Origin of the sequence: Tardiphaga sp. 20_F10_N6_6, assembly GCF_052076045.1 — a bacterium.
Taxonomy (GTDB): Bacteria; Pseudomonadota; Alphaproteobacteria; order Rhizobiales; family Xanthobacteraceae; genus Tardiphaga; species Tardiphaga robiniae.
Map to the genome: position 1 here is coordinate 5,365,032 of NZ_CP197239.1, position 23,440 is coordinate 5,388,471.

General features: G+C 62.3%; 21 protein-coding genes. 12 read left to right on the plus strand and 9 right to left on the minus strand.

Annotated elements, in window-relative coordinates; genetic code table 11:
* Nucleotides 1–157 precede the first annotated feature (157 nt).
* From AB7813_RS25665 to AB7813_RS25685, 5 genes are all read left to right on the plus strand, one after another.
* Nucleotides 158–1,396 (plus strand): FAD-binding protein, encoded by a 1,239-nt coding sequence (locus AB7813_RS25665; protein WP_309947146.1) that lies wholly within the window; start codon nt 158–160, stop codon nt 1,394–1,396.
* A 12-nt stretch (nt 1,397–1,408) separates the two neighbouring features.
* Entirely contained in the window at nt 1,409–2,722 is a 1,314-nt protein-coding gene (gene glcF, locus AB7813_RS25670) for a glycolate oxidase subunit GlcF (RefSeq protein WP_439062293.1), read from the plus strand.
* 100 nt (nt 2,723–2,822) lie between these two features.
* Nucleotides 2,823–3,416: a hypothetical protein gene (locus tag AB7813_RS25675; protein ID WP_441228716.1), complete on the plus strand. Its 594-nt coding sequence runs from the start codon at nt 2,823–2,825 to the stop codon at nt 3,414–3,416.
* A 467-nt stretch (nt 3,417–3,883) separates the two neighbouring features.
* Nucleotides 3,884–4,870 carry a TorF family putative porin gene (locus tag AB7813_RS25680; RefSeq protein ID WP_089261939.1) on the plus strand — a complete coding sequence of 329 codons (987 nt, stop codon included), beginning with the start codon at nt 3,884–3,886 and terminating at the stop codon, nt 4,868–4,870.
* Between the two features lie 69 nt (nt 4,871–4,939).
* Nucleotides 4,940–5,452, plus strand: coding sequence for an HPP family protein (locus AB7813_RS25685; RefSeq protein ID WP_089261937.1), 513 nt, complete (start codon nt 4,940–4,942; stop codon nt 5,450–5,452).
* A 16-nt stretch (nt 5,453–5,468) separates the two neighbouring features.
* Here the strand turns inward: AB7813_RS25685 and AB7813_RS25690 are convergent, their stop codons facing one another.
* Complete coding sequence (locus AB7813_RS25690) at nt 5,469–7,214, minus strand: ABC transporter ATP-binding protein/permease (protein ID WP_439057270.1); 1,746 nt, start codon at nt 7,212–7,214, stop codon at nt 5,469–5,471.
* Nucleotides 7,215–7,491: 277 nt separating this feature from the next.
* Between AB7813_RS25690 and AB7813_RS25695 the strand changes: the two genes are divergently transcribed.
* Nucleotides 7,492–9,159 carry an L-lactate permease gene (locus AB7813_RS25695; protein ID WP_089261934.1) on the plus strand — a complete coding sequence of 556 codons (1,668 nt, stop codon included), beginning with the start codon at nt 7,492–7,494 and terminating at the stop codon, nt 9,157–9,159.
* 167 nt (nt 9,160–9,326) lie between these two features.
* Nucleotides 9,327–9,722, plus strand: a complete 396-nt coding sequence (locus tag AB7813_RS25700; RefSeq protein ID WP_439060427.1) for an META domain-containing protein — start codon at nt 9,327–9,329, stop codon at nt 9,720–9,722.
* A 135-nt stretch (nt 9,723–9,857) separates the two neighbouring features.
* On the opposite strand, the gene AB7813_RS25705 is transcribed toward AB7813_RS25700, so the two are convergent.
* The 3 genes from AB7813_RS25705 to AB7813_RS25715 form a co-directional block, all read right to left on the minus strand.
* Nucleotides 9,858–11,066 (minus strand): hypothetical protein, encoded by a 1,209-nt coding sequence (locus tag AB7813_RS25705; RefSeq protein ID WP_439057271.1) that lies wholly within the window; start codon nt 11,064–11,066, stop codon nt 9,858–9,860.
* Nucleotides 11,067–11,266: 200 nt separating this feature from the next.
* Nucleotides 11,267–12,922 carry a chaperonin GroEL gene (gene groL / locus AB7813_RS25710; protein ID WP_068733597.1) on the minus strand — a complete coding sequence of 552 codons (1,656 nt, stop codon included), beginning with the start codon at nt 12,920–12,922 and terminating at the stop codon, nt 11,267–11,269.
* Between the two features lie 148 nt (nt 12,923–13,070).
* Nucleotides 13,071–13,367 (minus strand): co-chaperone GroES, encoded by a 297-nt coding sequence (locus AB7813_RS25715; RefSeq protein ID WP_089261928.1) that lies wholly within the window; start codon nt 13,365–13,367, stop codon nt 13,071–13,073.
* Between the two features lie 311 nt (nt 13,368–13,678).
* Here AB7813_RS25715 and AB7813_RS25720 point away from each other — a divergent pair, with 311 nt between their 5' ends.
* Together AB7813_RS25720 and AB7813_RS25725 are read left to right on the plus strand one after the other, a co-directional pair.
* Nucleotides 13,679–14,206: a hypothetical protein gene (locus tag AB7813_RS25720; RefSeq protein WP_068733601.1), complete on the plus strand. Its 528-nt coding sequence runs from the start codon at nt 13,679–13,681 to the stop codon at nt 14,204–14,206.
* A 62-nt stretch (nt 14,207–14,268) separates the two neighbouring features.
* The gene (locus AB7813_RS25725; RefSeq protein ID WP_441228717.1) at nt 14,269–15,477 is read left to right on the plus strand and encodes an MFS transporter; all 1,209 of its coding nucleotides are present in this window, start codon (nt 14,269–14,271) and stop codon (nt 15,475–15,477) included.
* 32 nt (nt 15,478–15,509) lie between these two features.
* On the opposite strand, the gene AB7813_RS25730 is transcribed toward AB7813_RS25725, so the two are convergent.
* Nucleotides 15,510–16,283 (minus strand): protein phosphatase CheZ, encoded by a 774-nt coding sequence (locus AB7813_RS25730; protein WP_089261924.1) that lies wholly within the window; start codon nt 16,281–16,283, stop codon nt 15,510–15,512.
* A 296-nt stretch (nt 16,284–16,579) separates the two neighbouring features.
* Here AB7813_RS25730 and AB7813_RS25735 point away from each other — a divergent pair, with 296 nt between their 5' ends.
* Complete coding sequence (locus AB7813_RS25735) at nt 16,580–17,371, plus strand: L,D-transpeptidase (RefSeq protein WP_441228718.1); 792 nt, start codon at nt 16,580–16,582, stop codon at nt 17,369–17,371.
* Between the two features lie 68 nt (nt 17,372–17,439).
* Here AB7813_RS25735 and AB7813_RS25740 read toward each other — a convergent pair whose 3' ends face one another.
* On the minus strand, nt 17,440–18,246 hold the full coding sequence (locus AB7813_RS25740) for a DUF2076 domain-containing protein (RefSeq protein ID WP_441228719.1): 807 nt from the start codon (nt 18,244–18,246) through the stop codon (nt 17,440–17,442).
* Nucleotides 18,247–18,382: 136 nt separating this feature from the next.
* On the minus strand, nt 18,383–19,288 hold the full coding sequence (locus AB7813_RS25745) for a LysR family transcriptional regulator (RefSeq protein ID WP_120288551.1): 906 nt from the start codon (nt 19,286–19,288) through the stop codon (nt 18,383–18,385).
* A gap of 135 nt (nt 19,289–19,423) precedes the next feature.
* Between AB7813_RS25745 and AB7813_RS25750 the strand changes: the two genes are divergently transcribed.
* Complete coding sequence (locus tag AB7813_RS25750; RefSeq protein WP_441228720.1) at nt 19,424–20,497, plus strand: tartrate dehydrogenase; 1,074 nt, start codon at nt 19,424–19,426, stop codon at nt 20,495–20,497.
* Nucleotides 20,498–20,572: 75 nt separating this feature from the next.
* Nucleotides 20,573–21,541 (plus strand): tripartite tricarboxylate transporter substrate-binding protein, encoded by a 969-nt coding sequence (locus tag AB7813_RS25755; protein WP_116661113.1) that lies wholly within the window; start codon nt 20,573–20,575, stop codon nt 21,539–21,541.
* On the opposite strand, the gene AB7813_RS25760 is transcribed toward AB7813_RS25755, so the two are convergent.
* Entirely contained in the window at nt 21,538–22,383 is an 846-nt protein-coding gene (locus tag AB7813_RS25760; protein ID WP_441228721.1) for a ChbG/HpnK family deacetylase, read from the minus strand. The two genes, AB7813_RS25755 and AB7813_RS25760, sit on opposite strands and share 4 nt — an antisense overlap.
* Nucleotides 22,380–23,423 carry a glycosyltransferase family 2 protein gene (locus AB7813_RS25765; RefSeq protein ID WP_441229002.1) on the minus strand — a complete coding sequence of 348 codons (1,044 nt, stop codon included), beginning with the start codon at nt 23,421–23,423 and terminating at the stop codon, nt 22,380–22,382. Before AB7813_RS25765 ends, AB7813_RS25760 begins: the two co-directional genes overlap by 4 nt.
* Between the last annotated feature and the right edge of the window lie 17 nt (nt 23,424–23,440).

Genomic DNA, 23,440 nt, shown 5'->3' on the forward strand with positions numbered 1-23,440 from the left:
ACAAAGTGCTCCCTCCCCCCTCCGCGCGAAGCAAAGCTTCGCTAGGGGGGAGGGCCGGGGAGGGGGGGAACCCCAATCTCCGGAGCGTGTGGCTACCCCCCTCCCTAACCCTCCCCCGCAAGGGGGGAGGGAATCTACAGCGTGTAGGGCATCTATCGTGGACATTTTGAAAGTACGCGACGCTCAGGACGTCGAGCAGGCGGTGCGCGCGGCAATTGCAAGCGAGCAGCCGCTGGAAATCATCGGTCATGGCAGCAAGCGCATGGTCGGCCAGCCCATTGCGACCAATGCGGTGCTCGATCTGTCGGCGCTGAATGCGGTGACGTCCTATGAGCCGAACGAATTGATCCTCACCGTACAGGCCGGTGCGCCGATGGCCGACGTGCTGTCGCTGATCGATTCCAAGAATCAGCAGTTTTCGTTCGAGCCGATGAACACGTCACAGCTCCTGGGCACGCCGGATATGGGCACCATCGGCGGCATGATCTCGGCCGGGCTCGCCGGGCCACGGCGCATTCAGGCCGGCGGCGCGCGCGATCATCTGCTCGGCGTGCATGCAGTGTCAGGCTTCGGCGACAGCTACAAGGCCGGCGGCCGGGTGGTGAAGAATGTCACCGGCTACGATGTCTGCAAGCTGCTCGCCGGCGCGTGGGGCACGCTGTCCGTGATGACGGAGGTGACCCTCAAGGTCATGCCGCGGGCAGAGAGCGAACGCACCCTGGTGCTGCGCGGGCTCGATGATATCGCAGCCAACAAGGCGATGACCGCGGCGTTGGGGTCGCCCTTCGATGTCTCAGGTGCCGCGCATCTGCCGGGCTCGGCGCTGCGCACCACGCAGGGGGCGCTTGGCGAGATCGCGTCGCCCGACCAGTCGGCGACGCTGATCCGCCTTGAAGGCATCACCGCGTCTGCGTCGCAGCGTGCGGTGTCACTGAGCACGACGCTGAAGTCATTCGGCGTGGCCGAGATACTTGAAGACGCTGCATCCGCGGTGCTGTGGGCGGCTGTCCGTGACGTGACGCCATTCGCAGCCAGCGGTCCGCGCGCGATGTGGCCGGTATGGCGCATCGTGACGCCGCCGGCATCCGGCGGTGCACTTGGCCAAGCCATCGCCAAGGGCTCGCAAGGCGAGGTGATCTATGACTGGGGCGGCGGGTTAATCTGGGCGGCGCTACCGCCATCGGCCGATGCGCAGGCAGCGCAGCTCCGCAAGCTGGTCAATGCAGCCGGTGGCCATGCGACGCTGATCCGCGCGCCGGAAGATGTGCGCCGTGCCGTTGATGTGTTTCATCCGCAGCCCAAAGGCATCGCGGCGCTCGGCGAGCGTGTGCGTAACAGCTTTGATCCAAAGAACATTCTCAATCGCGGCCGGATGTCGCGTGGCCTTGGTACTTGAAAGACTTGCGACATGAAAACCGAATTCACTCCGACCCAACTGGCCGATCCGGATATTGCCGAGGCCGACAAGATCCTGCGCAAATGCGTGCATTGCGGATTCTGCACGGCGACCTGTCCGACCTATGTGCTGCTCGGCGACGAACTCGATAGTCCGCGCGGCCGCATCTACCTGATCAAGGAGATGCTGGAAAAGGACCAGAAGCCGACTCAGGAGGTGGTCAAGCATATCGACCGCTGCCTGTCGTGTCTGGCCTGCATGACGACCTGCCCGTCCGGCGTGAACTACATGCATCTGGTCGATCAGGCGCGGGTCAAGATCGAGAAGGACTACACCCGGCCGCTCTCCGAGCGATTGCTGCGTGACGTGCTGGCCTGGGTACTGCCACGCCCCGGTCTGTTTCGCCTGAGCATGACAATGGCCCGGCTGGCGCGGCCGCTGGCGGCGCTGCTGCCCTCGACCAGCAAGCAATCCAACCCGAACCTGCTTAGCCGCGTGAAGGCGATGCTGACGATGGCGCCGAAGCAGTTACCCGCCGCCGGTCCATCGGGTGGCAGCATTTTTCCCGCTATCGGCGCTCGCCGTGGCCGGGTCGCACTCCTGCAGGGCTGCGCCCAGCAGGTGCTGGCGCCGCGGATCAACCAGGCCGCCATCAGCCTTTTGACCCGCCATGGCGTCGAGGTCGTGCTGGTCCGGGACGAACAGTGCTGCGGTGCGCTGACCCATCATCTCGGCCGCGACGGGGATGCGCTGGCGCGGGCCAAGGCCAATATCGGCGTCTGGCTCGGGGAGGCAGACCGGGGCGGTCTCGACGCCATCCTGGTCACGGCGTCCGGCTGTGGAACCGTTATCAAGGACTATGGCTTCATGCTGCGCGAGGACCCTGAGTTCGCCGCGCCGGCCGCCAAGGTCTCTGCGCTGGCGAAGGATATCAGCGAGTATGTCAGCGCCATGGATCTGCCGAAGCCTGACAAACAAAGCGACCTTGTCGTCGCCTATCACTCGGCGTGTTCGCTGCAGCATGGGCAGAAAATCACACAGGCTCCCAAAGAATTGCTTTCCAAGAATGGATTCGTGGTGAAAGATATCCCAGAGAGCCATTTGTGTTGCGGTTCGGCGGGGACGTACAACATTCTCCAGCCTGATATTGCGAGCCGGTTGCGCGATCGAAAGGTCGCCAACATCGCGATGGTCAAGCCGGATATCATCGCTGCCGGCAACATCGGCTGCATGGTTCAGATCGCCGGAGGGACCTCAGTCCCGGTCGTACATACGATTGAGCTACTCGATTGGGCGACAGGCGGTCCCAGGCCAGGATTGAACTGATCTAATTGTGACAACGGCCCCGCGTTAAACTGGCCCCGCGCTGGCGCGGAAGACTTGAAACGCCGGTCCCTTTTGGATCGGCGCCAACAGGAGGACCACGATGGCTAAAGGCAAGAAGTCGAAGAAGGACAAGAAAAAGCAGAAGAAGCTTTTGACGGCGGCGAAACCCGCGAAGAAGTCCTCCAAGAAGTCAGTCAAGAAATCCGCGAAGAAGGCTGTGAAGAAAGCGGCCAAGAAGGCTGCGAAGAAATCAGCCAAGAAGACGGTGAAGAAGGCGGCCAAGAAAGCCACCAAGAAGACCGTCAAGAAGGCCGCGAAGAAGTCTGCCAAGAAGGCGCCGAAGAAAGCTCCCGCCAAGAAGGCAGTGAAGAAGGCTGCGCCGAAAAAGGCCGCCAAGAAAGCAACACCGAAGAAAGCTGCCAAGAAGTCAGTGAAGGTTCCTTCTACGCTGTTGTCGAGCACGGCGCCCGCGCCCGCTATGACAGAAGCTCCAGCGCCGGTCGCGCTGCCGCCGAAGCCGCCGCGCAAGCCGCGTGCTCCCAAGCCCCAGCCGGTCGCACCGGCAATCGCTGAGACACCGAGCTGGGCGACGCCGGAGCCTGATCCGTCACCGGTCGAAGGGCATTCTTCAGGCGAGACGACGGCAATCGAATCTCCTGGCGATACGTCGCCCGATCACGACGAAACCAGATAGTCGAACCGGATCAAGTCCGCGTTCCTGACGCGCCAATAAACTCCGGAAAACCGCAGCGCTCGCCGCTGCGGTTTTTGCTTGGTCAGGCTCTGTCGCGCATGCGTATTTCAACCGATGCCCGGGTGTCCTGAATTTGCAGGCGATTCGAGTGATCGTCGGCCCCGGAGGCTCTGACGGGCAGCTGTTAACCGCTCCACGGACGGCAATCCACAATTCCCAGTCAGTAGTAATTCCCCGTGGTGGTATTTTCGGGCTGGAATCCCTCCAAAAACGTTGTGCTTTTGCAACACCGCGCCACAACCTCTCACGGAAACGTCAGAACGCCTATTTAGGCGGCACTTGCTCGTTTTTTTTCCTTCACCACTGCGGCTTTGCGCCTCAAAGTTGCGTTCAGTCGATGAATTTCGCGGTCTCGCCGTCTTTCAGACACGGAACTGCCTCTGGTTTCAAAAGTGATGGGGAATGTCATGAAGAAAATTGTTGTCGCCTCTGCTGCGGTGCTCGCCATGGGGATGAGCTCGGCTTCCGCAGCCGATCTGGGCGCGAAGATGTACAAGAAGGCGCCGCCGATCGTGGCCGCCTACGATCCTTGGGACATCGCTTTCGGCGCTGCCGTCATGAGCAACTACGTGTTCCGCGGTATCACCCAGTCGAACGGCAACAAGGGTTCGGTCGCAGCTTATTTCGAGCCGCGCTACAACATCACCAAGGACGTCCAGATCTACGCTGGTGTCTCCGGTGAGAGCATCGCCTTCCCGAACCGCGCGTCGATGGAACTCGATGGCTACTTCGGTATCCGCCCGACCTGGGGCGCAGCAGCGTTCGACTTCGGCTTCTTCTATTACGGCTATCCGGGCGGCCAGTGCTTCAACACCCCCGCCTTCTGCGGTGGCGATCTCTCCGCTGTCGCGCTGCCCAACGGCAGCGTCGCCAAGAAGAACGCAAGCTTCTACGAAGGCTATGCCAAGCTCAACTACACCTTCAACGACTACTTCTCGCTGGGCGGCAACGCGTTCTACTCGCCGAACTTCTTGAACACCGGCGCCGAAGGTACCTATGCTTCGATCACCGGTAAGGTGATCGCGCCGTCGACCTGGTTCGGTTCGACCGGCATCGGCTCCTACGTTTCGGGCGAGTTCGGTCGCCAGTGGCTCGGCACTTCGGATTCCTTCTACGGTACCGTCGCCTTCCCGAACGGCATCAAGTACGCCGACTACAACACCTGGAACATCGGCATCGGCTTCACCTACAAGGTCTTCACGCTTGACCTGCGCTACTCGGACACCAACCTGTCCAAGGGTGATTGCAACGCCTTCACTTCGGACTTCACGGCTCCTGCCGCTGGCACCAACTTCACCGCGATCAACCCGTCGGGCGCTGGCTCGAGCTGGTGCGGCGCCACCGGCATCGTCAAGCTGTCGGCTGACCTGACCGCGATGACCAACCTGAAGTAAGCATTTCGACTGAGATCGAAGGGGCGGCAGAGCAATCTGCCGCCCCTTTTCTTTTGGGATAGAGCTTCCATGAATCGGGACTGGTTGCGGCGCGCAGCGAAGACGATCCGTCGCAACAATCATCGCAATGCGCTGGCTGGTGCCGTTGCCGGGCTGGGGGCGGGGATTGCCATCGGTGTGATGGAGTTCTTCTCGGCCGTTGCGCATTATCCGCTGGTCATCATCCCCTTTGCGACCTCGATCGTCCTCGTGATCGGCTCACCCGAAGCCGAGCCGGCGCAGCCGCGCGCGTTGGTCGGCGGACACATCGTCGCGACGCTGGTAGGGCTCGCGGTGCTCAAGCTGACCGGCCCCCATGCCTGGGCCGCCGCCATGGCAGTCGGCCTCGCTGTGCTGGCGATGTATGTCACCGGCACATTCCACCCGCCCGCCGGGATCAACCCGCTGCTGGTGGTGTCTCACGCACTACCGTGGACGTTCCTGCTCGCGCCGGTGCTGGTCGGCGCGCTGCTGCTCGCGAGCTTCACGTTTGTCTGGCATCGCTATGCGGCAGGCCGCGACTGGCCGCGGCACTGGCTTTAGCGGGGCGTGTCACGCCTCAGGCGGTTTCCGTCCTGGCCTTTGCATCTCCCAGCGCGAAGTGATCGCCGCACCGCGTTAGCGACACCTTGCGCTGATGCAAGTCATCGAGCGTGTTGCGGTGGCCGATCGAAACGATGGTCGTGCCAGGCAGCTTGTCTTCCAGCAGCCGGTACAAAGCCGCTTCCGATGGTTCGTCGAGCGACGCGGTCGCCTCGTCAAGGAAGAGGTATTGCGGCTTTTGCAGCAGCGCGCGGGCGACGCCGAGACGCTGTTGTTCACCGAGCGACAGCATGCGATTCCAGTGGCCATCTTCGTCAAGCCGGGTCGCCAGCGCAGGCAGACCCACGGACCTGACGGCATCGGCGACCTCCTGTGGGCTGAACGCGTCGGTCCCGGCAGGATAGGCCACCGCATCCTGCAATGTACCGACCGGAAAATACGGCCGCTGCGGCAGCATCATGACCGCCGCATCCGCGGGGATCGAGATCTTGCCCTTGCCGAACGGCCAGATGCCGGCGATGGCGCGAAACAGCGTAGATTTTCCGGAGCCCGATGGGCCCGTAAACAGCGTGCGTTCCCCGCGGCGGAAGCTGAAGCCCGGCGTCTGCACCATGGGAGCGCCGTTGGGGAGGGTGAGCGTCAGATCGCTCAGTGCGATGTCACTGGTGCCGGTCTCAGTGGCGTGAACGATATCGGCCTTGGTCGTCAGCGCCTGTACGTTGGCAATGGCTGTCTCGAAGCCATCAAGGCGCATCACGCCGGACTGCCATTCCGCCAGTGTGCGATAGGCTGTGACGAAGAATGAAAGCGCACCCTGCACGGTGCCGAACGCATCCGCAGTCTGCATCACGGCGCCGAGCTGGACCTTCTCCGCAAAATAGGCTGGCGCGACCAGAACATAGGGCAGGATGATCGCGATCTGCTGATAGCTGACCGTGAAGGATGTCAGCTTCTTGGTGCGGCGCATGATGTCGATCCAATTGCCGACGACCAGCTGGAAGCGGGTCGAGAGTCGCTGGCGCTCGACCGGCTCGCCGCGCAGCAGAGCGATCTGCTCGGCATTTTCGCGCGCACGCACCAGATTGAAGCGGAAGTCCGCTTCATAGCGCTGCTGCTGGAAATTCAGTGCCATCAACGGTGCACCGATATAGTGCGTCAGCGCGGTGCCGATCACGGCGTAAACAAGCGCGCCCCAGACGAGATAGCCGGGGATCGGGATATCCCGACCGAACACATGCAGCGGCGCCGCGTCGGACAGGCCCCACAGGATGATCACGAAGGAGAACAGCGTGACGACCGAACTCAGCAGGCCGATGCCGATGTCGAGCGTCTTCTCCACGAACAGCTTCACGTCTTCGGCGATGCGCTGATCCGGGTTGTCGGCAGCGTCGCCCTGCAGCTGCATGCGATAGTGGTTGGCGTCGGCGAGCCAGTTGCCGAGATAGCGCTCGGTCATCCAGCGCCGCCAGCGGATCTGGAGCCACTGGTTGAGGTAGAGCTGATAGACCTTGAGTGCGATGTTGATTGCCGCAAGCACGCTGAAGTAAGCGAGCTGATAGGTGAAGACGTCGAGGTTTCTGTCCTGCAGTGCGTTGTAGAAGGTGTTGTTCCAGCGATTGAACAAAACGCTGAGACCGACCACCGCCAGCTCGATGGCGATCACCGCCGTGAGGAGTCCGAGTCCCGCCCATTTGTCCTCGGAACGAAAATAAGGAACCGCGATCCGCCAGACGGTCGCGAGCGTGGAGCGGATGTTATTCACAGGTCGTCTCCGGGAGGAGGGCCCTAAGCCCTTAAGATCAAAAATGAATTCCAGCGTTTAGACTAAAGTAGCTGGTTTGATGGCCTGCGGCACCTTGTCGCGAAACTGTGATTCACCCTAGCATGACAAAAAGCGAGGCATGGGGGCCTCGCATTCGCGTAGCCTATGGGCGCTATCGGCTTTGACCGATCGTGGATGCCCTCGCAAGTGAACAATCAGCAATTTGCCGATCGATAACGATCGAGCCGCTGCAATAATATAAAGGGGGAAAACGGCCATGTGGAATCAGGTCTACAATCCATTCAATAGCTCCACGATCTCGACGCTTGTAGCCGCGATACCGGTGGTCGTCCTGCTGGTGCTGATCGCGACCAACAAGGTCAAGGCACATATCGCTGCGATCATTGCGCTGGTGCTGGCCAATCTTGTGGCGATCTACGCATTCACGATGCCCGCCAATATGTCGCTTCGCGCATCGGCGCTCGGCGTCGTCACCGGCTTCTTCCCGATCGGCTGGATCGTCCTCAACGTCATCTTCATGTATCGCCTCACGGTCGACAGCGGCCGCTTCGAGGTGCTGCAGCGCGCCATCGGCGGCGTCACCAATGATCGCCGCCTGCAGATCCTGCTGATCGCGTTTTCGTTCGGCGCGTTCTTCGAAGGCGCGTCGGGCTTCGGTACGCCGGTGGCTGTCACCGGCGCCGTGCTGATCGGCCTCGGTTTCTCGCCGCTGGCAGCATCGGGCCTGTCGCTGATCGCCAATACTGCGCCCGTCGCTTATGGCGCGCTCGGCACGCCGATCCAGGGCCTCGCCACCGTCACCGGCTTCGACCCCTTCATCCTGGGCGCGATGGTCGGTCGCCAGCTTCCGATCTTCTCCATGATCGTGCCGTTCTGGGTGGTCTGGGCCTTTGCCGGCTGGAAGGGCATGAAGGAAGTCTGGCCTGCCATCCTCGTTACCGCGCTCTCCTTCGCGATCCCGCAATTCGTGATCTCGAACTTCATCAATCCGTGGATCGTCGACATCGGCGCCTCGCTGATCTCGATGGGCGCGTTGATCCTGTTCCTGAAGGTCTGGCAGCCCAAGACGATCTGGACCTCGGCCGCGCTGCGCCAGCACGACGATTCCGCGTCCACCGTGCCGCCGGTGAAACCGATGAGCACGGAGAAGCTGACCTCGGCTCAGGTCTGGAGCGCGCTGACCCCATGGATCATCCTCTGCGTCATCCTGCTGGTCTGGGGCACCAACTGGTTCAAGGGGATCGTCAACCCGATCTTCTCCTGGAATTTTCCAGTGCCTGAACTGCACAACATGATCAACAAGGTGCCGCCGGTGGCCGCCAAGCCGACGCCGGAAGGCGCGGTGTTCGCGTTCACTTACGTTTCCTATACCGGCAGCGGCATGTTGCTGGCTGCGATCATCTCCGGCTTCATCATGGGCTTTTCGCCTGCGAAGATGATTGTGGAATATGGCCGCACCATCAAGATCTGTGCCTACTCGCTGATCACCATCTCGGCGATGCTGGCCATCGGCACGCTCACGCGCCTGTCGGGTGTCGACGCGACGCTCGGTCTGGCCTTCGCTGCCACCGGCGTGCTGTACCCGTTCTTCGGCACACTGCTTGGCTGGCTCGGTGTGGCGCTCACCGGTTCGGACACCGCATCGAACGTGCTATTTGGCAACCTGCAGAGGATCACGTCCGAACAGCTCGGTCTGTCGCCGATCCTGATGAGCGCGGCGAACTCGTCCGGCGGCGTGATGGGCAAGATGATCGACGCGCAATCGATCGTTGTGGCGTCCACCGCGACCAACTGGTTCGGGCATGAGGGCACCATCCTGCGCTTCGTGTTCTGGCACTCGATCGTGCTGGCCTGCATGGTCGGCCTGTTCGTGATGCTGCAGGCCTATGTCTATCCGTTCACGCTGATGGTTCTGGCGCCGTAGGGCGCACGCAACGACTCAATGACGAATCCCCGTGGCTGCAAGGCCGCGGGGATTTTTCGTTGTCGCGCCATATTGTTTCCCGACGGTTCTGGTCAACCGTCGTGGCCGCGCGTAGAACCGCGGCCATTGTCGCCGATCCCATCACGCCGAGAATTCGTATGACTGCCATGACCACTTTGCTGCGGGCCGCTCTTGCCGGTGCTGCGTTTCTGATTGTCGTCCCTGCGCATGCCGCCGACGAGTTTCCATTTGGCATGGAAATGACTCTGGATGCACAGCGTCAGCCCGGCTCGAAGCGGATTCCCAATCTCGAAATCGGCGACGCCGGCGAGGCGCGGGTGGAGTTGTGGTGCAAGGGCGGCAAGGGCCAGTTCTCGGTCGCTGGCAACACCGTCGTCTTCGTCGCCGGCGCGATGGAGCAACGCAGCTGCTCGGACGCACAGGCCGCGATGGACGATCAGTTGATCGCCGATCTCGGCGCGGCCACCAACTGGCAGCGGCGCGGTGATGCAGTGACGTTCGTCGGGCCGAAGTCGCTGCGGTTTCGGCTGAATACGAACTAGAGCGGCTCGCGTAGGATGGGTAGAGCGCAGCGAAACCCATCGCTTTCGACGATTTTGGTTGATGGGTTTCGCGAAGGCGCTCTACCCATCCTACGCTTCGGCATTGCTAACGACGGCTGAGCAGAATGCTGTCACTCACTTCCAGTTCGAATTATCTGCATCCCAACGCTGTGCCTTGAACTCCGCCGCGACGGCCGCAACCGCGCCGTTGTCGTCGCGCGGATCGCTCTCTTCATCGGCCGTCGGCGAATCCGCGAGAGCCAGCTTCGCGCCCGAGTTCTCATCCGCGGTTGTTACTGACGGCGTGCTGACCCACAGGATCAGCTTATCCGTCGTGCCGGGCTTGTCGGGAGCGATGATCGCGTTGACCTCGACCGTCTCCGTCAATTCGAGCGCGGGCAGAACCTGACTCGGGCGCTTGAAGGTCAGCTTGAGCTTTCCGGTCTCGTCGTCCCATGACGCGGCGGCAGGTTTGCCCGACATGGTCCTGGCGAGCACATTCGCCAGCGCCGTCGCAACCTTGTCGCGATTGATCTTGTCGCCATCGCGCCAGTCGGCGGCTGCAAAGCGCACGGTACGATCCATGTCGATAGCGCCCGTGGTCCAGCCGACATTGACGACGCCGGGATAGGTCTTGGTTTTGGCGACGAACGTCGCGGCGCGTTCCGGATCGATGGCGAGGCTGATGACCTGCTCGCCGGCGCGCAGTGCATCGCACGATACGGCCAGGCTGTTCAACGCGACCTCGACGCTCTGCCCACGCAGCGTGCGCACGAAATCGAGCGCGGCTTCGAGCTTGATCTTGACCGCGATCGCTTCGGGCGACACTTCGGTGAAATCCTTCGGCGCGGGCGCGATATTGTCGTCGGTGGACTGATTGTCCTGGAATTCCTTCTCGCTCTGATCGGAATTGTCCGAGGAGGTCACGTTGTTGTTGGTCTGACCGACCGAGATCTGCCCCTTGAATTCGAACGTGTCGCCGGTCGGCCGGCGGTTCAGCTTGATGGTCACCGGCAGCTTGTCGACCTGGGTCTGCGTTGCGCCGGTCAGCGTCGAACCGCTGACCGTGAGATTGGCGACGAAGCGATCCTTGCGGTCGCTGCCCTTCTCGGCGGGATAGCAGACATCAAGCGTCGCGGCCGTGACGGCCTTGCCCTGCCGCGTCTCCCGGAGGATCACGTCGGCATTGCCGTTCATGACGCCGTCGATCGAGGTGAAATAGCGCGTCTCGGGGCCTGCCGGCTGGCTCTTCGGCGCGGCTTTCACCTGCGCGAAGGCGTGGTGGACGGTCCCAACCGAGGCGGTGACCGTAAGGCCGAGCAGACAAAGATGAAGCGCGCGCATTTCAAAAGTCCCTGGACGTTATCGACGTGTCTCCGGGCGAATTTATCTGATTCCGCCCATGCGAGATTAATCACGGGATTGAATCAGAACCGCGACCAAGGCGAAAGGCCATAAGTCGCAGGCGCATTGTATCAGGGCAAAAAAGAAGGCCGCCCGGAGGCGGCCTTCGATCACAATGCAGTTGAGCGTGAAAGCAGGGCTTAGAAGCCCATGCCTCCCATTCCGCCCATGCCACCCATACCGCCGCCACCGCCCGGCATCGCCGGTGCAGCTTCCTTCGGCAGTTCGGCGACCATGGCTTCGGTGGTGACCAGCAGGCCGGCAACCGAGGCGGCGTCCTGCAGTGCAGTACGCACCACCTTGGCCGGATCGATGATGCCCTTGGCGACCATGTCGACATAGGTTTCGGTCTGTGCGTCGAAGCCGAAGGTCTCGGACTTCTCGTCCAGGATCTTGCCGACCACGATCGAACCTTCAACGCCGGCGTTTTCGGCGATCTGGCGGATCGGAGCTTCCAGCGCCTTCAGCACGATGTTGATACCGGCCTGCACATCGGCGTTCTCGTTGGTGAGACGGCCGACGGCCTTCTTGGCACGCAGCAGCGCAGTGCCGCCGCCGGGGACGATGCCTTCCTGAACGGCCGCACGGGTGGCGTTCAGCGCGTCATCCACGCGATCCTTCTTTTCCTTCACTTCGACTTCGGTCGCGCCGCCGACGCGGATCACCGCGACGCCGCCTGCAAGCTTGGCCAGACGCTCCTGCAGCTTCTCACGGTCGTAGTCCGAGGTGGTTTCCTCGATCTGCGCCTTGATCTGATTGACGCGGGCTTCGATCGCCGGCTTCTTGCCAGCGCCGTTGACGACAGTGGTGTTTTCCTTGTCGATCACGACCTTCTTGGCGCGGCCGAGCATGGCGAGCGTGACGCTTTCCAGCTTCATGCCGAGATCTTCCGAGACGAGCTGACCGCCGGTCAGGATCGCAAGGTCTTCCAGCATCGCCTTGCGGCGATCGCCGAAGCCCGGTGCCTTGACGGCAGCAACCTTGAGGCCACCGCGCAGGCGGTTGACGACGAGGGTGGCGAGGGCTTCGCCCTCGACGTCTTCAGCGATGATCAGCAGCGGCTTGCCCGACTGCACCACGGCTTCGAGCACCGGCAGCATGGCCTGCAGGCTGGAGATCTTCTTCTCGACGAGCAGGACGTACACGTCCTCGAGCTCGGCGGTCATCTTCTCGGCATTGGTGACGAAGTAGGGCGACAGGTAGCCGCGATCGAACTTCATGCCCTCGACGATGTCGACTTCGGTCTCGAGCGACTTGTTCTCTTCAACCGTGATGACGCCTTCGTTGCCGACCTTCTGCATTGCCTGGGCGATCATCTTGCCGATGGCAGCGTCGCCGTTGGCGGAGATGGTGCCGACCTGGGCGACTTCAGCCGAAGACGCAACCGGCTTGGCGCGCTTGGTGATGTCCTTGATGACGGCGGCGACGGCGATATCGATGCCGCGCTTGAGGTCCATCGGGTTCATGCCGGCAGCAACCGACTTGGCGCCTTCACGGACGATGGCCTGGGCCAGCACGGTGGCGGTGGTGGTGCCGTCGCCTGCGGTGTCGTTGGTCTTCGAGGCGACTTCGCGCAGCATCTGCGCGCCCATGTTCTCGAACTTGTCCTCGAGCTCGATCTCCTTGGCGACGGTGACGCCGTCCTTGGTGATGCGCGGAGCGCCGAACGACTTCTCGATCACGACATTGCGGCCCTTCGGACCGAGCGTGACCTTGACGGCGTTGGCGAGAATGTCGACGCCGCGCAGCATGCGATCGCGCGCGTCTCCGGAGAATTTAACGTCTTTGGCTGCCATGTGATGGTGCTCCAATTTGGGAAGTTTAAAGCTCCGTCATGGCCGGGCTTGTCCCGGTCATCCACGCCTTGCCGAGCTTGCGGCCTAGACGTGGATCACCGGGACAAGCCCGGTGATGACGGCGTGTAGGGAGGCTGAAGCGAGTCGCTTAAGCGATCACGCCCATGATGTCCGACTCCTTCATGATGAGGAGTTCTTCGCCGTCGAGTTTGATCTCGGTGCCCGACCACTTGCCGAACAGAACTTTGTCGCCGACCTTGATGTCGATCGGGATCAGCTTGCCGGCTTCGTCGCGGCCGCCAGGGCCCACGCCGACGACTTCGCCTTCAGACGGCTTTTCCTTGGCGCTGTCCGGGATGATGATGCCGCCCTTGGTCTTTTCGTCGGCGACGATGCGCTTGACGACGACGCGGTCGTGCAGCGGGCGGAATTTGGTCTTGGCCATGGGAGTGTCCCTTTAGGGTTTGCGATTTCGTTGCCATCTCGGAGGCGGGCGGGGATCCAGCCGGAACGCTCAAGGCGGCCGGCTCATTCCCTTAGCAATCGCGCTCCGGGAGTGCTAATTGAGCGTCCGGGAAATATGGCCAGACGCTTTTTGAGTCAAGCGAGGCCTTAAGGCCTTGGTGAGGCCAATATAGGATGATCTGGAAACCATAATGGAGAGTCGGCGTAATTCTGCCGACCTCATTGCGCCGTCAGGTGTTTTGCGCTTGGCTGCCGGGACGGGCAGCCGGGGAATTTGCTCTAGGGGATAATATGATCAGGTCACGCTACGCCCGCACGGTTGCCCATCTTGCGATCGTTTCAACTTTGGCGCTGTCATTGGGCGGGTGCGGCACGTCTGGTGGATTGGGCGGGTTCAGCTTTGGGAACTCGCAGCCGACACCGCCGCCGGAGCCTCCGCCGGCGCCGGAACTGCCAGCCTCGATCCGCTCGGAAGAACTCGTCGGCCGCTGGGGTCTGGCGTCCTACATGAATCCCAACGATCGCGTTCGCACCGAGAACGCCGCGCGCGGCCAGTGCAAGCAGCCCTATATCATCGGCCAGGGCGCCACCGGCGGGGTCATCATGCATCTTGCCGACGAGGCGACGCCGCAGGAACTGCGCCTCAAGGGCTCGCCGAGCGGCAAGAACTATATCGGCCCGCCCGGTCCCGCCGGTGGCGAAAAGGATCGCGAGATCGTCTCCTTCGACGGCCGGATTCTCGTCACGCGCTTCATCGACAAGGACGCTGCGGTTCGCTACGGCAACATGGTCTATGTCCGTTGCGCACCCAAGGCCTGACCTGACAAGGCCTGACCTGAGGCGTAAGGCGGGTCCCGCCACTCCCTTGAAGACGTGAGCCCATGCACCGATTGCGCGACCTCGTTTTCGGACCGGGCCGCGCGGTCCTCGTGCTGGCATTCACCCAGATCCTGACCTGGGGCATCCTGATCTATCCACCCGTCCTGACCATGCCGCATGTCACGGCGGCACATGGCTGGTCGCTGGCCTTCGGCATGGCGGGCTTTTCGCTGGGGCTAATCGTATCGGGACTGCTGTCGCCGGTGGTTGGTGGATTGATCGACCGCCACGGCGGCAATGTCGTCATGGCATCGGGCGCATTGGCCGGTGCCTTGGGTCTCGCTCTGTTTTCAGTAGCCGATCATCCCGCGACCTATCTGGCCTGCTGGCTGTTGCTCGGCGCTGCAATGTCTGCGTCGCTCTACGATCCCGCCTTCGCCACGCTGACGCGTATCTTCGGTGCCTCGGCGCGGCGGCAGATCACCTTCGTGACCTTTGCAGGCGGCTTTGCCTCGACGGTCGGCTGGCCGGCGACCCATCTTCTGCTTGAGGCTGTCGGCTGGCGCGGGACGTATCTGACCTTCGCAGCGATCTTCGCCTTTGTCGTTGCGCCGCTTCATGCTTTTGCATTGCCGCGCCACGTCGCCGTCGCGCCGCTGCCCGTGGTGGACGCCGTTGTCGTCCCCCAGCAAGCAACCCTGCGCCCGGAAGGTTGGCCGTTCATCCTGCTGGCGGCGGCTTTTTCGCTTTACAGCTTCATTCTGTCGGGCGTGACGTCGAACCTGCTGGCGCTGCTGGAGCGCGGCGGGCTCAGTGCTGCAACGGCGGTGACCATCGGTGCGATGTTCGGACCGGCGCAAGTGGCATCGCGGCTGGCAGACTTCATGCTCGCGGGGCGCACCCATCCGCTGTGGATCGCGCGCGGGGCGGTGGTGCTCGTAGTATCGGCCTTCGCAATGCTGGCCTTTGCAGGGATTTCGTTTCCGCTGGCGGCCTTGTTCGCTATCGGATTCGGCGCCGCCAATGGCGTCATGACCATCGCGCGCGGTGCGCTGCCGCTTCTGATGTTCGGTCCGGCGGGGTATGGCCGTGTGATCGGCCGTATCGCGCGGCCGGCTTTGTTCGTGCAGGCCTTTGCGCCATTCGTGGTGGCGTCCGCAGTCGAAACACTGTCCGACCGCATGGTGCTGCTGCTTGGGACCGTGCTGGCGCTGGCGGTGCTGCTCTGTTTCGTGATGATAAAAACGCCGGGCGTTGCGGCCCGGCGTTAAGTCGTTTCTAACCTTGCGCGCAGGTTCCGGCGTTAGCCGAACAGCGCGTCGATATCGTCCTGCGAAGCGTGGCCGACGTCGCCGTCCAGCTTCGGGCCGTTGAGTAGCTTGTCGTCTTCGCTGCGGTCATCGACCTTGGCCGGCGCATGCGCCTTGATCTCATCGACGCCACCCCAGATGTCCATCATCGCAGTAATGCGATTCTCGATGAACTTCATCGTGGTCATCACCTTGCTGATGCGCTGGCCGGTGAGGTCCTGGAAGTTACAGGCTTCGAAGATCGCGACGACGTTATCGCCGATCTCTTCCAGCATCTGCTTCTGCTGATCGGGTGAGGTCACCTTGCCGAGCGCTGTCGATGCATTATCGATGGCTTCGGCTGCGGCGAGAATCTGCTGCGTGGCTTCTTCAGTGCCGCCGACGACGGCGCCGAGCTCACCGTTGACCTTCGCCATTTCGTCGCCTTCGAAGCTCTTGCCGTGAAGAACTGCGATTTCCATCTTGGTACGGGTAATGGCGTCGTGGATCAGATCGAGTTCGATCTTCAGCTTTTCGCACTGCTCGATCTGAGCGCGATAGGTGGCCAGCAGCGCCTGCGCTTCCGCAACCTGCTGATCGGCGGCGGCGCCGACCTGATCTGTCACGGCGTTGCGGGCCGGCGCTCCCATCTGCGCGCGGATCGCGCGGAGCTCAGCCATGATTTCGCGATGCATTGGCATCGGCTCGCTGCTGCCCACCACTTCATTGGGCATAGGTGCAGTACCGAAAACTTCTTCAATGCGAAATCGCTTGCGACGAACAGACATCAGGTCCCCCAACGTTCAATCAATCCCCCGTTCGTATACCCATGAGTTTAACGTGAAGTTCACGCGGGAACATCGCACCTATAGCCGATAATCGCTGCGCAAACTGTTAGTTAACCATGGGGCTTTCACGTTCATTCAAAATAAACGCTACCAAATAGAACTGCGCCGTTTGACGACGTGGTGAATCCAAACGGCGATTGTGTTTACCAAACCGAGGCGATTTTAACCTTAAGTCGGAGTGTGCAAAGCGCTTCTCAGGTGAGAACGCGCACGACGAAACAGTACAGAGTACGTCGATGTTCAGAAAGTTCTCTCTCACGCTTCTTGCCAGCGCATCTTTCATCGCCGCTGGATCGCATCAGACGCTTGCGGTGGAAGCCGCGGCGCAATTCGCCGAGCCTCCGGTGGTCTATGCGCAGCAGCCGCAGCGCCCGATGCAGCGCACGGCCTATGCCGAACGCTCGCGCATGGGCGGCGGCTTCATCGAGTTTCTGTTCAGTGATGGTCCGGCGCAGCAGGGCCAGCGTTACCAGCAACAGCCGGACTACTCTTACGAGCAGCGCCGCTCGCTGCTGCCGCCGATGGATCCGCAACAGCGTGTCTATCGGCAGGAGGAGACGGCAGATGCCGCGCGTCCCGCGCTGGATCCCAAGTATCAACCGCAGATGGTCGAGTATCAGGGCAGCGAAAGCGCTGGCACCATCGTCGTCGATACGCCGAACAAATTTCTGTTCCTGGTACAGGGTGGCGGCAAGGCGATGCGCTATGGCATCGGCGTCGGCCGTCCAGGCTTCACCTGGTCCGGTGTGAAGACGATCACGGCGAAGAAGGAATGGCCGTCGTGGACGCCGCCAAAGGAAATGCTGGCGCGCCGTCCTGATCTGCCGCGTTACATGGAAGGCGGTCCGGAGAACCCGCTCGGCGCCCGCGCCATGTATCTTGGTTCGACCCTGTACCGCATTCACGGCTCCAACGAGCCATGGACAATCGGCACCAACGTATCCTCAGGCTGCATCCGCATGCGCAACGAGGACGTCATCGATCTCTATGGCCGCGTCGGCGTCGGCGCCCGGGTGGTCGTGATCTGATTGATCTCCCGTCACATGAAAACGGCCGCTCGTGAGAGCGGCCGTTTTTGTGTTGCTGGTCTAAACGATCAGGCCAAATCGCTGTCGTCGGAATCCATGTCCATGGCGTCGTAATCGCCGTCGTCCTGGTCTTGATCTTGGTCCTGATCGGCATCCGCCTGCGCCTGATCGAACGATCCGGCGCGGGAGCCGCTAGACGAACCGATATCATTGACGCCGGCCTGATTGCCGAGGTTGCCGCCGGAGGAATCCGAACCGGAGCTCCATGGGCTCTTGCTCTCGCTGGCATTGGCGGCGTCGCCAAAACCTTGCTGATGGCTGCCGCCCATCATCGAACGGATGCTGCCGAGCAGAAGCGAGCCGCCGACCACGCCGGCTGCGGCTGCCGCTGCGGTGCCCAGAAACGAACCGCCGCCACCAGCCTGAGGTTGCTGCTGGCCGAACTGACCCGGCGCCTGACCTTGGCCGTATCCGCCCTGACCATAGCCACCCTGTGGCTGTGGCTGGCCGATGACCTGCCCGGTGTTCCAGGCAGGACGGCTCGGCTCGGGCGGGCGAACGCTCGGCACGGAGCCGCGCGGCTGGTTCGGGCTCTGACCCTGACCGAACAGGGCGTCCCGCATCGAATCGAGGAAACCGCCCTGAGCGGCCTGTTCGGGGGCGCCGTTGCCTTCCAGTTGCTGGATGCGCTCATGGGCGCGCTTCAGCGCTTCGTCCTGCAGCAATACGGTCTGCACCAGCGCATACAGCGCATTGGGTGCGCGGCGCTGGCCCTGCGCAATGGCGTCGAGTGCGTCCGGATCGCGTGGCGCGCCTTCGACCTTGCTGAGCCGGTCAAAGAGATCGTCAACCAGTTGGCGTTCTTGCGGTGTCATGGCGTCCTCTGTCTTCAAAGCGCGCTTGCTTTGCGCGCTGGAGATGTAGTGACGCTTTGTGTCGCAATAAGTGCCGCCTGGATTAAATTTAGTTATGCGACAAAACGACCGGCAAGCCTTGTCGTGCTTCCTCTTGTCATGCTTCCAGCGCGTAGCGCGCCAGATTGGCCTTCAGCATGTCGAGAATCTGATCCCGTGCCGGATCGCGGGTCCCTCTGACCCACGCCGCGGCGAGCGGAAGCCTGTTCATTGCCGCCATGCCTAGCGGCATATAGCGAACGCCGCGTGCGGGCATGCGAGACGTCCAGCGCGGCACGATCGCCAGCCCGATTTCGGCGGCGACGAGATTGACGATGGTCTGCTTCTCGTCGGCGATCTGAACGACATTCGCCTGTAGCCCGGATTCCGCAAACAGCTTCATCGTCAGGTCGTGACTGTGCGGTCGCGACCGTCGCTCCGGCACGATTAGCGGCTCGTCGGCGATATCGGCGATCGTCAGATGCGTGCGCGACGCCAGCGGATGGCGCTCGGAGACGGCCACGACGGCTGTCTCGTGAAACAGAAACATGAATTCCAGCCGCTTGTCAGCACTCTCGGGCGGTCGGACGAAAGCGAGATCGAGCCGGCCCGACAGCAGGCGCGGCAGCAACCGGATCGTCTTGTCCTCATCCAGCTTGATAGCAAGGTCAGGGGCGCGTTCGCGAAGATCGTGAAGCAGCGCCGGCAGAAGCCCGGCGGCGGCGCTGTCGATTGCGCCGACCCGGATCGTGGCTGCACGGGCACGCACGCGTGCGCGGAAGGACGACGCGATCTGATCTGCGCGAGCGAGCAGGTCGCGTGCCTGTTTCAGAAACTCGGCGCCGTCATCGGTGAGGGCGACGCTGCGCGTCGTGCGCGTCAGCAGGCGTGTGCCGAGATCGTCCTCGAGGAGGCGGATGTAGCGGCCGAGTGCGGACGGCATCATTTCGAGCCGCTGCGCCGCGCGGCCGAAATGCAGTTCGTCCGCCGCCGTCACGAAACAGCGCAACTGGTGCAGATCCATCAAGCCTCCCGATGGCGCCCTTCGGCCGCCTCGGAAGTTATTATATCATTTATTTATATAAACAACCTCGATTGAGCCGGGCGTAGCTCACCTGCAGGGTGGGGAGAGCCAGTTCAACCCAGCAGAGACCTCACCATGCGCGAATATTCCATCGCGGCCATTCCGGCCGACGGGATCGGCCCCGAAGTTATCGCCGCCGGCACCCGTGTGCTCGAAGCCCTGCAGAAGCGGGTCGGCGACGTGACCTTCAATGTCGAGACCTTCGACTGGGGCTCAGCCTATTACCGCAAGCACGGCGTGATGATGCCGGCCGACGGTCTGCCGAAGCTGAAGAAGTTCGACGCGATCTATTTCGGCGCCGTCGGGGCGCCTGATGTGCCCGATCACATCACGCTGTGGGGCCTGCGGCTGCCGATCTGCCAGGGCTTCGACCAATACGCCAATGTGCGCCCGACCAAGATCCTGCCCGGGATCACCTCGCCACTGCGCGGTATCGAAACCGGCGATCTCGACTGGGTGATCGTGCGCGAAAATTCCGAAGGCGAATATGCCGGTTGCGGCGGTCGTGTACATCGCGGGCTGCCGGAGGAAGTCGGTACCGAAGTCTCGGTGTTCACCCGCGTCGGTGTGGTCAGGATCATGCGCTACGCGTTCAAGCTCGCGCAGTCACGTCCGCGAAAACTGCTCACTGTCGTCACCAAGTCGAATGCCCAGCGCCACGGCATGGTGATGTGGGACGAGATCGCCGACGAAGTCTCCAAGGACTTCCCTGACGTCACCTGGGACAAGATGCTGGTCGATGCCATGACCGTGCGGATGACGCTGAAGCCGCAGAGCCTCGACACCATCGTCGCCACCAATCTTCACGCCGACATTCTCTCAGATCTCGCCGGCGCGCTGGCCGGTAGCCTCGGCGTCGCGCCGACGGCGAATATCGACCCGGAGCGCCGCTTCCCCTCGATGTTCGAACCGATCCACGGCTCGGCTTTCGACATCACCGGCAAGGGCATCGCCAATCCTGTCGCCAGTTTCTGGACCGCAGCGCAGATGCTCGATCACCTTGGCGAACCCGATGCTTCAGCGCGGTTGATGCGTGCGGTGGAGAAGGTCTGCGAAGCGGGCATCATCACACCGGACGTCGGTGGCAAGGCTACAACGAAAGAAGTGACCGACGCCGTGGTAGAGGCGATCCATAGTTCGAACGTCTGACGCGATTTCCGAACGCCCCGGCCTCACCGGGGCGTTCGCTTTCAATAAATCAAAACAATATTTAGGGAGGATCTCATGAAAGCCACAGCTACACTTGCGTTTGCGATTACGCTGGCAAGCTCCGCTGCCTTCGCGCAGGGCTATCCCAACAGGCCGATCACCATGCTGGTGCCGTTCGCGGCCGGTGGCGCCACCGACACCGTTGCGCGCGTCACCGCTGCGACAATGTCGAAGATCCTCGGCCAGACCATCATCATCGAAAACGCCACAGGCGCCGGCGGCACCATCGCCGCCGCACGCGCGGCTCGTGCCGAGCCGGACGGCTATACGATCCTGATCCATCACATCGGAATTTCCACCGCTGCGACGCTGTATCGCAAACTGCCTTACGACACCAAGACCGCCTTCGCGCCGATCGGCCTCGTCACCAATGCGCCGATGACCATCATCTCCAGGCCGAACCTGCCGCCGAACACGCTCGCCGAGCTGATCACCTATATCAAGGCCAACGGCGACAAGATGACCTTCGGCAATGCGGGTCTTGGCGCCGCCTCGCAGCTGTGCGGCCTGATGTTCATGAATGCCATCGACAAGCAGATCCTGTCAGTGCCTTACAAGGGTAACGGCCCGGTGATGAACGACCTGATCGCCGGCCAGATCGATCTCACTTGTGATCAGACCACCAACACCACCGGCCCGATCGCAGCCAAGCTGGTGAAGAGCTACGCCATCACCACCAAGACACGCCTGTCGTCGATGCCGGATCTCCCTACGGCCGACGAGGCTGGCCTGAAGGGTTTTGAGGCCGGCGCCTGGCATGGCATCTACGCGCCAAAGGGAACTCCTGACGATATCGTGCAGAAACTGGCGAAGGTGCTGCAGGATTCGTTGCGCGATCCCGAGCTGATCAAGCGCTTCAACGACATCAACACCGATCCGGTGCCACAGGATCAGGCGACGCCGCAGGCATTGAAGAAGCAGCTCGATAGCGAAGTCGACCGCTGGGCGCCGATCATCAAGGCGAGCGGACAGTTTGCGGACTAACGCGCCAGCGTGACGTTGCTCGCCGCCAGCAACTGCGCGAAGGCATCGCTTGCCAAATATTGATATTCGCGCTCGCGCTGATCGGTGAACGGATCGAGGTCGATCAGGATCTCATCGACATGACCCGGGTGGCACATCACCAGTCCGCCATCCGGAAGGTCGTTGAGGAAACCGGCCATGAGCGTGCCGAAGTCGGCTTGCTTGGAGAAGTCATAGGCGCCGGCGAAGCCCGGATTGAACGTCACGCCGGCGCGCGTCGCACGTCGGCGGAACGTGGCGCTGAGCGTGTCGAGCAACAGCGCTTTCGGATTATCGAGGCGTTGGCCTAACGGCAGCACGCGGCCGGATTGTCGAACCCAGGCCGTCGGCGCATTTCTCTTCATTGCGGCGAGGAGCGCATCGCGCACCTGCGGGAACGTCTGCACGTGCTGGTGCCCGTCGACATAGTCGGGGGCGCGCCCGAACAGGGCCACAAACTTCGCGATCTGCGTAGTCAGCTCGGTTTCGATCGCCTCGCGATCGAGTTTTCGCAACAGGCTGAAGCGCAGCATCTTGCCGAGCGGCAGAAACAGTTCATCGAGCAGCGGCCGGTAATGCATCGTCAGCGGATGAAACGGGGCGGTCAGCGTCGCGTGTAGCCCGATCTCGCAATTCGGATTCTTGGCGACGGCGTCCTGCAACGCACTCACGTCATCGCGCGAAATCGCAGGTCCGACCACCATCACGGATGTGGCGTTGAGGCGTCCAAGCGCTATCAGTTCGCGGATGCCCTGATTGACGCCGGGGCTGATGCCGTAATCGTCGGCGCAGAGTGTGATGCGGCGCAGGGCTGCACCGGTCATTCGGCGGCGGTCCGGTCGGTGGTTTGCGCCGTGCTATCGGTCGCGTTACGCTTCACGCTGTGTTCGGCGACGAAATAGATCGGCCGCGCCTTCAGTTCGGACAGGATCTTGCCGATATATTCGCCGAGCACGCCGATCATGATCAGCTGCACGCCGCCGAGGGTCATCAGGCCGACGACCAGCGACGGATAGCCCGGGACAGATTTGCCGGACACCCATGTCTCCCACAGGATCGACAGACCGAACAGGAACGCGCCGAAGGCGAGCAGCAGCCCGAGCAGGCTGGCGAAACGAAGCGGCGCCACCGAGAACGAGGTCAGGCCTTCGATCGACAGGCCGATCAGCTGCTTCGGATTGAACGATGTCACGCCATGTTCGCGCGCGGCCGGTTCATAGTCGACGCGGAGCTGGCGGAAGCCGATCCAGGTGGCCAATCCCTTGAAGAACCGGTTGCGCTCCGGCAACTGGCGCAGCGCCGCCGCCGCACGCGGCGACAGCAAACGGAAATCGCCGGCATCTTCCGGGATCTTCTGCCGCGCGCCCCAGTTGATCAGCGCATAGAAGCCGCGCACGGCCTGGCGGCGCAGGAAGGACTCGTTGTCGCGATGCGCCTTGGCGGTATAGACGACGTCATAACCTTCGACGATCCAGTGCCGCACTAGCTGTTCGACCAGTGACGGCGGATGCTGGCCGTCGCCATCCATGAACAGCACTGCGCCCTTGGTGACATGGTCGAGCCCTGCCATCAGCGCGGCTTCCTTGCCGAAATTGCGCGACAGCGACACGACCTGAACGTCGAGCGACGTCGCTTGCAGGCCGCGCGCAACCGCTAGCGTGCCATCGGCGCTGCCGTCATCGATATAGACGACTTCACAGGCGAGGCCGTGGCGTTCTTTCAGTGTCGTCGCAAGCGTCGCCAGCCGTTCATGAAACAAAGCAAGGCCGGGTGCCTCGTTATAAACAGGCACAACGATCGACAGGCCTTGTGCCGCGGCGGTCGCGGCATCGGTCGACAGGCTCGATACGTCGCTGCCCAGCATCATCGATCAGATTCCGA